We start from the raw sequence: 13,707 nt of genomic DNA, 5'->3' as shown, positions 1-13,707 counted from the left end.
ACGGCCCTCGGCGCCGACAGCGACGCCGGCGCGACCGTCATCATCAAGGACCTCACCGAGGTCATCCTGCGCGGCGGGGCCGAGCTCACCACGTCCGACCGGGCGGACCTGCGGGCGATGCACGTGAACACCGACCTCGACGCCGTCGCCCGCGCCGACTGCTCCTGCGGCGGCGGCGACACCGACGCCCGGTCGCACATCGACTACCACTCCAGCGCGCGGGTGTCCGCCGAGGACGCGAGCGTCATCCGCACCGCCCTGCTGTGGGTGGAGGCGTTCCAGGTCGCCTCGGGCGGCGCGTACAACCGCGACCCCGACTCCGACGGCGGGCTGTTCGACGGCGGCAGCGAGGAGCACAACGGCACGACCAGCGCCGCGCGGAGCTTCCTCTGGGAGGCGACCGTCATCCTGCTCGGGGAGCCGAACCCGGTGCTCGTCGTCGACGAGAACGGCACCATCGTCGCGAAGACACGCAACGTCCACGTCCGCGGCTACGACCCGGTCGCGAACGCCTACACCGCGCTGCTCGCCGTCGGCGACACCATCGCCTCCGGCTCCTGGATCGTCGTCGGCGACCTCATCTACGACGAGGGCGGGAAGATCCACTTCCAGGCGAACGACGTCGGCGCGCTCGGGCCGAACAGCCAGATCCTCGGCAACGCCGGCGAGGTGCAGATCAAGCACACCTGGGACTCCGTCCTGCTGCAGAACGCATCGAGCCGCCGCTTCGTGATCAACGACATCGACGTCGTGCTCCTCGAGACGAACCCGGTGATGGAGGTCTCGGTCGGCTCCGTTCCGGACGTCGCCGGTGCGTTCAACCTCACCGTCGCCGAGCCCGCGGTCGATCCGAACGTCACCCTGATGCTCGTCGGCGCCGGTGCCTGGCTGCGCACCGCGATCACCGCCGAGGGCGGTCCGCAGACCTTCGACTTCGACATCGTGCACAAGTTCGCCCCGACGCACGTGGAGATCCTGAACGTCGCGGGCGGCACGGCATCCGACATCTGGCTCGACGGCGACATCGAGAACCCGATCGGCCTCACCGAGATCCGCAACGTCCGCGGCTCGATCCTCGTCGACAGCGCCCTCGACCTCGACGGCATCGAGTCGACCGGCGTCGACGCGAACCTGGTCTCGGTCTTCGCGACCCCCGGCGCCGACACCGACTACGAGCTCGTGCGCACCAACCGGTTCCAGATCGACTCCGACACCGGCTCCATCGGCCGCCAGGCGGGCCCCGGCGTCACCCGCGCCCCCATGGCGGTGGAACTCGTCCGGTTCCGTCACATCGACCCCGAGTACTGCGGCGCGAACCCTGTCCCGTGCCTCTTCGAGATCCAGCTGCAGGCGGATGCCGCGATCGACCTGGTTCTCGACATCACGGCCAACGAGCGCGGCCTCGCGGTGGCCGCGGCATCTCTCGCCTGGCAGATCGATCGCATCATCGCCGGGGACGACGTCGACGTCGTCGTGAACGACAGCATCCAGGGTGCCGACGCGCCGAGCGTCAACGGACTGAAGGTCTACCTGTACACACCGGACAACGGCCGCGGGGAGCCGGCATCCGGCAGCGCGATCGCCGGCTGGCCGCAGACCTTCCAGTACCACTTCCGTCCCGACGTCCCCGTCGTCGACTACGCCGCGATCCTCCGCGCGTTCGGCGTCGCGACCCGCACCCGCACCGACAGCACCTACACGTTCGGCGACGCCGGAGCGGCGTACGGCGACCTGCGGGCCGGAGACGACATCTCGGTGTGCCATGTGCCCAGCCGCGACTACACGAGCGCCGCCGACTTCGCGACCGCGCCCCAGCGCGCCTGCGACACGCGCAACCCGAGCACCCTCGACTACGCCCTGGGCGCGGCCACGACCACCGTGCACTTCGTCGCGTACCTCGACGGCGACGCCGTGCTGCCGTACCCGGCGCCCGTCTTCGACGACGACGACGGCATCGGCATCGACGTGCCGCAGGTGTTCCTCTCCACCAACGGGGACATCACCGCCGCCGAGCTCGCCGGCGACTTCTTCCTCGGCCACATCCACTCCTCGCAGGGGGACGTGACCCTCTACTCGCCGCAGCGCTTCGTCGACGCCGACGGGCGGCCCACCATCGACATCACGGGCGTCAACATCACCCTGTACGCCGGCACCGCCGGGGGCGTCGGCGGCATCGGCACACCGGGCGACTTCATCGAGATCGACACCTCCGTGCTCGACACCACGTGGGACAGCGTCGCGGACGGCGTGCTGCGCGCCTACGACGTCGACGCGGACGACACGCAGACACCCGGGATCCACCTCGACGAGATCGTCGGCGACATGCCGATCTGGGAGGTCTTCACAGCCGGCAGCACCGCCGTCGTCACCGGCAACGTGTCGCTGCGGACCCAGAGCGGCTCGATCCTCAACGCCAAGGTCGACGACACGGAGGACAACGTCCGCGGCGACACCGTCGACATGGACGCCAACGGCGGCTCCATCGGCCTCCAGTCCAAGGACGTCATGGTCGACTCCGGCCGCGCGCCCCCGTTCGGTTGCACCTACCTCAACTGCGGCAACAACCCCGTCACCGGGGCATCCGACCCCGCACTGGCGACCGCCGGCGACGACGTCGCCCTCGAGGCCACCGGCGGCATCTACTACACGGAGACGGACTCGTACCTCCGCCTCGTGCTCGCGCACTCGCTCACCGGGAACATCCGTCTCACCGTCCGCGAGACCGGCGCGCTCGACGAGGACCTCTACCTCATCCACAGCGGCACGGCCCGGTTCGCCGAATCGAACACCCGCGGACCGAACTCCGACATCGACGCACCGCGCGTCATCCCGAACGGCACGATCTTCGCCGAGACCGGCAGCGTGGAGCTCCGCGTCGGCGACGACGTCACCCTGCACCAGAACAGCCAGATCCTCGCGAACCTGTCCATCGACATCCGCGGCGACTTCGGCAACGCCGACACCGGCGGCGTCGGCACCGAACACGGCACCTCGATGATCCTCCGCGGTCGCCTCATCGCCGACTGCGTGGTCACCACCGGCGGCCCCGGCGACGAGCCGATGGGAGCCTGCGCCCCGTCCGCGGCCAACCCGGTGGCCGGCCGCCAGACCAACATCTGGGGCGGCAGCGACGTCGACGTCATCCAGTTCGGAGACCCGTCGGGCCTGGACGTCAGCCAGCCCGGCGCGAAGACCACGTGGGGGAGCGCGGGCTACATCTTCCTCGGCTCGAAGACCCTCGTCCACGGCAACGCGGACCTGACCTCGAACACCGCCGACGGCGAGGACGAGATCACCGTCTGGTATCTCCAGTCGATGAACGTCGTCACCAGCCCGACCGGCATGCAGTCCGGCACCGGCGCCGGGCACACCCTCAACCTCGACGGACAGGGCGAGACCGACCACTACGCGGTCTACACGAGCGGCAGCCACGGCAGCGTGCGCAACTACGTCATCAACGTGCTCGACAGCGGCCCCGCGAGCGACGGCGTCGACGAGCTGGACGTCTACGGCTACGACAACGCCGCCGCAGGCTACAACGGCCCCGCCGGTGCCACCGACGACATCTGGCTGCTGCGGGCTCTCACCTGCATCGACAACGAATCGCCGTTCGCCCTGAACGCCGGAGTCCCCGCCACCTGCGCGACGCCGACGGAACAGGCCGATCACCCGGCCTTCATCGCCCTGCTCGCCGGCAACGGCAACGCCGACGGCGGCATCGGCCTCTACCGCGACAGGATCCAGGGGAACGAGCCCAGCGCCCTCGTCCAGCGCATCACGTACGACCGCGCGCTCAACGGACGCATCACCGTCTTCGGACTCGGCGGCAACGACGCCTTCTACGTCGACGACACCCAGGCCACCATGACGCTCGACGGCGGCGCCGGCAACGACACCTTCCAGATCGGGCAGATCTTCGGCACGCAGCGCGACAGCCAGCCGGAGCCGGACGGGGGAGCGCTGCTCTCCGCCGACACCTTCCCGTCGCTCGTGCCCACGACCCGCGGCTGGCTGAGCCCGGGGGCGCACGCACCGCTGCTCGCCACCGGCGGCACCGGGAACGACCGCTTCATCGTCTACGCGAACCAGGCGGAGGTGCAGCTCAACGGCGACGACGACAACGACCTGTTCATCGTCCGGGCCTTCGCGATCGCCGCGGTCTGCGACACGAACGCCGACAACATCGCCGGCTGCGGTCTCAGCGACGTCGACTACCGGCCCGCCGGCGGCGCGTTCCCGCAGGATGCCGCCGACGGCGCCGACGACGGGCAGTGCGTGCTCGCGGGCGGCTACATCCGCTACGACAACAACGGCGACGACGTCTGCAACAACGCCGACGCCCACATCACCTACAACCACGCACCCGGCAGCAATGTCGACCTCGACCACACCATGTGGCAGGACGACGTCATCCCGCTCGACGCGAACGGCGTGGCCGTGCCGGTGATCGGCCTCGGCTTCTCCACGAACCGCCCGCTCGACATCCGCGCCGGCGGCGGCGAGGACGAGGTGCAGTACAACGTCAACGCCCCGGTGAACGTCGACGGCGGCACCGGATTCGACAAGCTCGTCGTGCTCGGAACCGAGTTCGCCGACGACTTCGCGATCACCGACCGCGCCATCTACGGCGCCGGCCTCAACGTGAAGTACACCACGATCGAGGTGCTGGAGATCGACGGCCTCGAGGGCGACGACCAGTTCTTCGTCCTCTCCACGGCCTTCGGCGTCGCGTACCGGGTCATCGGCGGCCTCGGCTCCGACCAGATCTCGGTGGCCGGCGACGTCACCGCCGACATCGTCACCCGGGAGCTCGAGGGAATCTCCGGCGCCGTCGACCACATCGTGCTCTCCGACGACCCGCGCTACGACGGCATCGTCGTCGACGGAGTGCCGTACAACCTCGCCACCCCGGAGTCCGGCGTCGTCGTCATCAAGGAGTCCGGCACCTCGACGAGCGTGCGCGAGGGGACGACGAGCGGACCGATCACGGAGCGCGACTTCTACACCGTCGAGCTCAGCCACGCGCCGACGTCGAACGTGTACGTCACCGTGTCCGCCGCACTCTCGCCCGACGAGGAGGCGCGCGACACGTTCGACAACCCGACCGGTTTCGGACTGACCGACGGCGTCGCGGACACCGTCTGGGTCTGCGTGGACACCTTCCCGTACGGCGACCAGTGCCTCACCGCGGCGCACTTCCAGCGTCACTACCTCCGCAACGGCGTCCTCGTCGACGAGGCCGGACGGGCCGTCGTCCTCACCTTCACCTCCGGCAACTGGAACATGCCGCAGCGCGTGTACGTCCGCGCCTACGACGACCTGCGCTCCGAGGGCGACCGCACCGTCGTCGTGCAGCACTCGGTCATCGCCGCCGACCCGATCGCCGACGCCGAGTTCCACGGTGCGGCCGTCCGCCAGGTGAACGTGCGCGTCTACGACGACGACACCCCCGGCGTCTACGTGACTCACGTCACCCCGTCGGCGTCGTGCACCGCGAACCACGCGACCTGCGTGCTGGACGACCGCGGCATCGTGATCGAGGGCAGCACCACCACCCAGCGCACCGACCAGGTGCTGGTCCAGCTCGCCAAGGACCCCGGCGCCCTCACGATCACCGTGAAGATCACGATGGATGCCGACTCGCAGCGCATCCTGCAGATCGTCGACCCCGGCCTCGGCGCCAGCCGCTGGACGAAGGTCACCGACGCCCTGCTCGGCACCTGGTACCTGCTGACGTTCGACTCCACCAACTGGGACGACCCGGTGCTGCTCACCCTGCAGGCGCGGAACAACCCGGAGCCGGGCGATCCCACCACGGCCGTGATCACATGGGGCCAGGAGTTCGCGACGAACGCGTACCGCTTCCCGAACCTCCGGTCCGGAAGCCAGCGCAGCGACGTCCTCGTCTACGACGACGAGACGGCGCAGGTCGTCACCATCCCGACCGGCACCGACACCGTGATCGTCAAGTGCGGCGACGCCACCTGCAGCGTTCCGGGGCTGCGCGACGGCTACGACATCCGGCTCACCACGGCGCCCAACGGAGACGTGCACGTGGTCATCACGCCCGACGGGCTCGTCGACGTGGTCTCCATCAACGGCGTCGCGATCAGCCCCGCCCAGTACGTGGCCATCGGCGGCGACATCCCCTCGCGGGTGTTCCTCGGCAACCTCCTCTTCGCCGGCAGCACCGTCACCCGGGCGAACGGCAGCGACACCGGCAGCTTCCTCGAGGACGGCCTCGCCGCCGGGATGCGCGTGCGCTTCGCCGCATGCACCACCCCCGCGATCGGCTACTACACGGTCCTCGCCGTGGCGCCCGACGGCAAGTCGTTCACGGTCACCGTCCCGCTCATCGGCTGCGGCGGCTCCGCCACCGGCACCTCGATCAACGCGCTCACCCGTCGCGGCATCTGGGACGGCACGGCGACCCTCGGCACCGCGACCGGCGACGACCTGCTGTCGCACCACCGGCTCACTCGCGCCGGCGGCGGCTGGCTCGCCGACGGCTTCCTCGAGGGGCAGTGGGTCGAGATCTGCGACGACTTCGGACACTGCGTCCGGGCGAAGATCCAGAACATCCGCGGCACGAACCTCGCGCACGACCAGCAGCTCGAGTTCCGGCCGGTGTCCTACGACGACCTCAGCACGCTCCTGGGCTCGCACTTCAGCGTCGTCCGCATCGCCGCCCAGGCGACGTTCACCGCGGCCGACTGGTACCTCGACCAGCGCGTCGAGCTGGAGGCCGACCTCGGCTACTACCAGCCGATCGTCCGCCAGGGCGTGAAGAACTTCCCGGCCTCGCAGCACCTGCTGACCCGCCTGCGCGGACCGCTCGCGGTCGAGGGCGGCGTCACCGGCGCCGACCGCTCCCTGGAGCTCGGCCTGAAGCTGCCGGGGGAGCAGGACGGCCCGCTGTTCGCCATCGCCACCCAGGCCCCCGAGTCGAAGCAGATCGACGTGCTCAACGTGTACGGCGACGGCAGCGTCGCCCACAACTGGGGCGTGATGACTTCGACGACGATCCGGGGTCTGGGAATGGCGAAGGACCTCGACTTCGGGGCGAGCTACGGCGGCGCCCAGGGCGAGACTTTCGGCGAGCCCCAGGTGTTCCCCGGCGGCATCAGCTTCGGCTCCGTCTCCTTCGTCGACGGCGAGTACCTCACCGACGGCGGCAGGAGCACGATCGAGGTGGTCAACCTCCTCCTCGGCTCCGGCAACGACCGCCTCGATGTGCAGGGCACGCTGCAGCCCGACGTGCCGGTCAAGCTGACGGGGACCGTCGTCCTCGCCGCCACCGCCGGCCCGTTCGGCGCCACGCACCGCCTCTCGCGCTCGGCGCCGTTCGACTGGAAGGCTCAGGGCTTCCTCGTCGGGCAGCCCGTCACCATCAGCGGCATGACCGGCCTGTTCCGGGTCGTGGGCTTCGGCGACGACGACCCGATGGACACCACCGACAACACCGTGATGTACCTCCAGCTGCTCTCCGGATCGGCGACCGCCGGCACCGCGCTGCGGACCGTCATCGCGCAGGACGTCCCGGTGACGATCACCGTCCCCGTCACGATCGCCGGAGGAACGGCCGGCGGCACCGTCACCCGCTCCAGCGGCAGCTGGATCGCCGACGGCTTCGTGGTCGGGCAGCTCGTGCGGATCGCGAATGTGACGGGCCAGTGGCGCCTCGTCGGGGTCACGGCCACCACGCTCACACTCGACCGCGGCGACGTCCTCCCGAGCATCGGGGCGCCCACGCCGCAGAACGTGTTCGTGCCGGGCCCGCACGGCGGCCTCACGACCGTCCACGGCGGCGGCAACACGCCGATCAGGACCGTGTTCGAGATGACGCGCACCGCGCCCACCGCGGCGCAGAGCACCGCGTTCCCGGGCGCGTCCCTCGTGCTCACCCGCCTCGACGGGCTGAACTGGGCCTTCAACGGGCTCCTGCCCGGCAGCGGCTACTACGCCGGCGACCCGTACCTGCACGCCTACCAGCACGTGCAGCTCGTCGGTGAGAACTTCACCCGGATGATCCTCGGCTTCCAGGACCTGCCGTTCGAGCAGTGCCCGTACGCCGACCCGTTCCCCGGCTGTGGCAAGGGCTCGATCATGATCCTCGGCGGCCCGAACATCGCCCCGGTCCCGCCGGTCGCCCTGCCTCTGGGCAGCGCGCTCCTCACCGATGTGCGTGCCGCGACCCCGGTGAAGATCGAGGTCACGACGCCGGTCGTGATCCGCACCTCCAGCCTGACCCGCACCGACGGCGGCAGCTGGGCGGCGGCGGGCTACAAGGTCGGCATGCAGGTGCGCGTCAGCGGCTTCGCAGGTCCCTTCACGATCTCGGCGCTCTCCGGGAACGTCATGACATTCGCGAACACCGCCTGGGCGCCCAGCATGCACATGAACGCGGCGGGCATCGCCGTCTGGCACGCGGTGAGCCTCACCGTCACCGCCTGGGACGAGTACCGCGAGTCGGCGGGCATCGCCATCGGCGGCGACATCCTCACCGTCTGCAACCGCGCCGCCCTGCTGTTCCGGATCGACGCCGACCTCGACGGCGCCGAGGACGACCCCGTCGCCTGCGACCCGGCGCACACCGCCGGTCCCGGCTCGCCGCTCGTGCTGTACGGCGACACCTCGCAGGACGGCGTCTGGTACTCGGGCACGCCCGGCGACAACCTCGGCATGGAGTTCGGTCCCAAGCCCTTCGACCCGTTCACACACATCCCGGACGGTGAGAACGAGGACGACGAGTGGATCTTCGGACTCGCGAACCCGTACGACCTCAGCGGCGACGACATCATCGACGCGTCCGGCCTCTTCGCCGAACTCGCCCCGGCATCGCTGCCGTCGGTCGGGATCACGGCCTACGGCGGCCTCGGCGACGATCTCCTCATCGGCAGCCAGGCCGGGGATCACCTCGCCGGCGGCTCGGGAGACGACGAGATCCGCGGTCAGCGCGGCGTCGACCACATCTACGGCGACTCGGGCGTGAACGTCGACATCCTCACCCGGGCGCTCGACATCGCGACGATCAACGGCAGCCCGCTTCCGACCGTCACCGGTGCCGGCTTCATCCCCAACGGCACGACGCTCACCCCGGTCGCCGGCGGTGTCACCGGCATCGTGGACGACCTGCTGGTCGCGGGTCACGACGTGCTCCACGGCGACGGCGCCGGCGGAGTCGGTCTCGGCACGTTCGCCGTGAACGCGGGCACGCAGCCGGAGAGCGCCTACGACGACATCGTGTTCGGCGACCACGGCGCGATCGACCAGGACGTGGCGGACCCGAACGAGCCCGATGCACGGCTGCAGAAGATCCAGACCACCGCGCTCTCCACGCTCATCCGCATCCGGAGCGTGAACCTCGACAAGGGCGGGGAGGACGTGATCTTCGGCGGCCTCGGTCGTGATGTGCTGATCGGCGGGGCCGGCCACGACATGGCCGACGGCGACGAGGCCGACGACATCCTCTTCGGCGACGCCGTCTGGTTCGACCGCTCCGACTGGCTGAGCGGCCGCTTCCAGACGCTGTGCGGCACGCTGCTCTACAGCCGCAGCGACATCACGGCGGCGGGGAACCTCTGCAACGGCCTGCACCCCGTGCCCACCGAGAACAACTCCGGTCAGCTGCTCGTCGACGGCGCACCGCGGCCCTATCGCGACCCCGACGGCGCACCGTGGTGGGCCGAGTACGACGTGACGAACCTGTTCCACGACGTCGCCGCCGACACCGGCACCAAGTGGGCGGGGACGTGGGGCAACGACCACCTCGCCGGCGGACAGGCGAACGACCTGCTGTTCGGGCAGCTCGGCGACGACGTGCTGCAGGGCGACGGCGACATCGACCGCGCTCACCGCCGCTGGATCGACGACCACGCCCAGGCGGTGCGCGTCGGCGCCTCGCGCACTCCGCTCGGCTGCGTCGGCACCCCCGGCGTGTCCCTGGTCTGCGACTACACCGGCATCCTCGTGGTCGTCGCCGCCGTCGAAGCCGGCACGGACGGCGAGGACTACATCGAGGGCGGTGCGGGGAACGACGTGGCCTTCGGCGGGCTCGGCCAGGATGACATCGTCGGCGGCTCGAGCGACTTCTTCAGCCTGGACACGGCGGACGAGCGCCCCGACGGTCTCGCGACCCCGGCGCTCCCGTACCTCCCCGGTCACGACCGCGGCGCCGACATCCTGTTCGGCGGCGCCGGCACCCGGATCGGCATCGCCGACCAGACGACCGGAGCCGGCAGCCTCGCCAGCACCCCGGTCACCGGCGGCTCGCTCGCCGACGCGACGACGACGGCGAACATGGACGCTCGCGACGCCGACACGATCGTCGGCGACAACGGCCGGATCATCCGCATCGTCGGCACCAACGGCAACGACGTCAACGGCAACGCCAACGTCGGCTCGCCGAACGTGCCGCCGACGACGGGCCCGAACTACGTCACGTTCGTGTACGACACCTACGGCGGGACGGCGGCCGGCGCCCAGCGGATCGTCGTCCGCGGCGTGCACCTCCTCGACTACACCGTCGGCGGTCCCGACTACCTGCCGCAGAACTTCGGCCTCGGCGTCGGCTCCGACTGCAACGGCTCGCCGACCCAGCCGACCTGCTCGCTCGTGCTCGACACGGCGACCGGGACCTGGCGGAACACCGTGTTCCCGAACGGCGGCGGCGCGCAGACCGGCGGGCGCGACGAGGTGCACGGCGAGACCGGAGACGACACCGTCTACGGCGGTGCCGACCACGACATCGTCTTCGGCGACGCCCAGAACGACGACATCATCGGCGGCTGGGGCAACGACTGGATCTCCGGCGGCACCGGATCCGACGGCATCCTCGGCGACGACGGGCGCATCTTCACCAGCCGCAACACCGGATGCTCGGTGGCGTCGACCGCCGTATGCGCCGAGTACGCCGAGCCGCTGTACGGCATCCTGCGCCTGCGCACCGTGGACCCGGACACGAAGACCAGCCAGGGCGACGTGCTCGGCGAGTACATCTACACACCGGGTCAGGTGCAGACGGCCACCATCAACGTCGCAGGCGCGCTCGTGAAGAGCGTGGATCTCACCGTGTACAACCTCGGCCCCGACACGAACCAGAGCCAGCAGCACGTCGCCAACCAGCCGACCTACGACGCCAACAACTCCGACGACATCATCTTCGGCGGCTGGGGCGGCGACTGGATCCACGGCGGCGCCGGCGACGACGCGATCAGCGGCGCCGAGGCGATCGGCGTCGGCGGCACCGGCGGCTACGCGCAGCACTTCGACGCCGACGGCGACCCGATCGGCATCGAGTACATCGACTTCGCCCACCCGTGGAACCCGGGAGACGTGCTGCACTTCGGCGCCGACACCAACCCCTGGCACGCGAACAACCACAACGAGCTGCGCCTCGGCGAGTTCTACCTGTACGACGAGTACGACCCGCGGCGGGCGATCCTGTTCGACGGGGCCGGCTCGGTGTGGCGCTGCACGTCCACCTCGCCCAGCGGCCACACCTGCACCGGCAGCCCCGACCGCGCACTCTTCCCGCACCAGTTCTTCCTCAACAACGAGGACCTCACCGGAGACCACGTCACCGCGTGCATCGCGGTCGACAACCAGGGCAACTGCACCGCGACGACGAGCACGCAGCGCTCCGACGGGAACGACGTGATCTTCGGCGACCTCGGCAACGACTGGCTCGTCGGCGGCACCGGGCAGGACACGCTCTGGGGCGGCTGGGGCAACGACCTCCACAACGCCGACGACGACCTGCATTCCGGATGCATCACCATGCAGCCGAACGGCACCTGCACCCAGACCGGTGACACCTGGCTCAACAACACGCCCGACGGCGTCAACTCGAGCTTCCAGGACCGCGTCTACGGCGGCGCCGGCCTCGACATCCTCATCGGCAACACCGGCGGCGACCGCCTCATCGACTGGGTCGGCGAGTTCAACTCCTACGTCGTGCCGTTCTCCCCGTTCGGCATCGCGACGGTGAGCCGCCAGGTCGAGCCGCAGCTGCCCGAGTTCCTGTACGCACTCAGCCGCAGCCAGGGCGTCGACCTGACGCGGTGGAGCGACGAGGGCACGGAAAAGGCGCGCAACGGCGAGCCCTACGGCGAGCTGGGGCTCATCACCCAGCACGATCACAACCACTGGCAGACGCAGACCGGCGGGCCGACCGACCCGCAGGCGGGCAACATCCCGGGCGGGCGCAGGGACACGCTCCGTGGCTCGGACTTCAACGACGGCACGCTGCAGGGCTTCGCGACCGACTCGGGTGTGTTCACGGTGCAGCAGGGCGTGCTCAAGGTCACGGCCGCCTCGAACAGCGGCGACGCCATCGCGGTCTGGTACTCCGACGCGTACAAGAGCGTGTACTACGAGCTCTCGGCCAAGATCTCGATGGACAAGCCCACCGGAGGGTGGAAGGCGAACGCCTACGTGGTGTTCGACTACTTCGGCCCGATGGACTTCAAGTTCGCCGGCATCGACCAGTCCACGAACAAGGTGGTCATCGGGCACCGCGCCAGCTGGGGCTGGGCGGCGCTCGCCCAGGGAGCCGTCCCCGGCGGGGTGAAGGCCGGCACGTACTACGACCTGAACGTCGTGGTGAACGGACTCGTCGTGACCGTGACGATCAACGGGAAGAACGCGCTCTCGTACACATTCCCGCCGCGGATGCTGAACGGCGACCAGGTCGCCCTGAACAAGGGTCTCGCGGGTTTCGGCTCCGATCAGGCGCGCGGCTGGTTCGACAACATCGCCCTCACCGTCATCGCACCGGCCATCACCGTCGATCGCACCGAGTACTTCGACGGGACACCGCAGACCCGGGCCGAGCAGCAGACGGGCACCTGGACCACCACCCCGGACGGACGCTACGCCGGAACGGCGGATGCCACCGGCACGGCGATCTCCCTGATCGGCGTCGTGCCGGAAGGGCAGACCGCGGTCCCGGGCTTCGACGCGACGAGCTATGTGGAGCTCGAGGCGCGCCTGCGCGCGCTCGGCGTCACGGGATTCGTGTTCGACTGGTACTCCGCATCCGACCACAAGTTCGTCGCCCTCGACGCCGCGGGTCAGCGGGTGCTGATCGGGCACGTCGCCCGCGGCGCCCGCATCGTCGACGCGGTGATCGCCCGCGCGATCGCGGCCGGCTCGGAGTACACGCTCAACGTGGTGCTGAAGGCGACCGTCGTCACCGTGACCCTGAACGGCCAGGTGCTCGCGTCGTTCGCGTACAACTCACCGCTCGGCGACGGCCGGCAGGGCGTGTTCGGGCTCGGCGCGGGCGTGGTCGCCTCGGTCGACGAGTACCGGATGAAGACGGATGACGACGCCTACGCCGGGTCTCCGCCGGCGCCGCAGTCCGTGTCGATGTCGGACGCGACGGTGACGGAGGGTCGCGCGGGGACGACGAAGACGGTCACCCTGACGGTCACGCGCTCCTCGGGAGAGGGCGTGCTCTCGGTCGGGTGGACATCCGACCCCGGATCCACTGCGAACTTCGGGTCCGACGTCACGGGACCCACCTCCGGAGTGATCACGTTCGCGGAGGGACAGACCACGGCGACCCTCACATTCACCGTGATCGGCGACGCCGTCGCAGAGGGCACCGAGACGTTCGCCGTGCGCCTCCTCGGGTCCAGCACCGTGAACCTCAAGCGCTCCCGGGGCCTGGTCACAATCCTGGATGACGACGGCTCGACCTGA

The 13,707-nt window shown here is 70.1% G+C and carries 1 protein-coding gene (cut by a window edge); it reads left to right on the top strand.

Annotated features, from left to right (window positions below; genetic code table 11):
- Positions 1-13,707, top strand: partial view of a hypothetical protein gene (locus tag G6G98_RS02615; protein WP_164233732.1) — the 3' portion only. It extends 15,117 nt beyond the left edge of the window; only the last 13,707 of its 28,824 coding nucleotides appear in the window; its start codon lies beyond the left edge, outside the window; the stop codon is at positions 13,705-13,707.

It is taken from the genome of Microbacterium hydrocarbonoxydans (genome assembly GCF_011752045.1).
In the GTDB taxonomy this organism is placed as follows: domain Bacteria; phylum Actinomycetota; class Actinomycetes; order Actinomycetales; family Microbacteriaceae; genus Microbacterium.
This window is presented reverse-complemented; position numbering and strand designations above follow the sequence as displayed.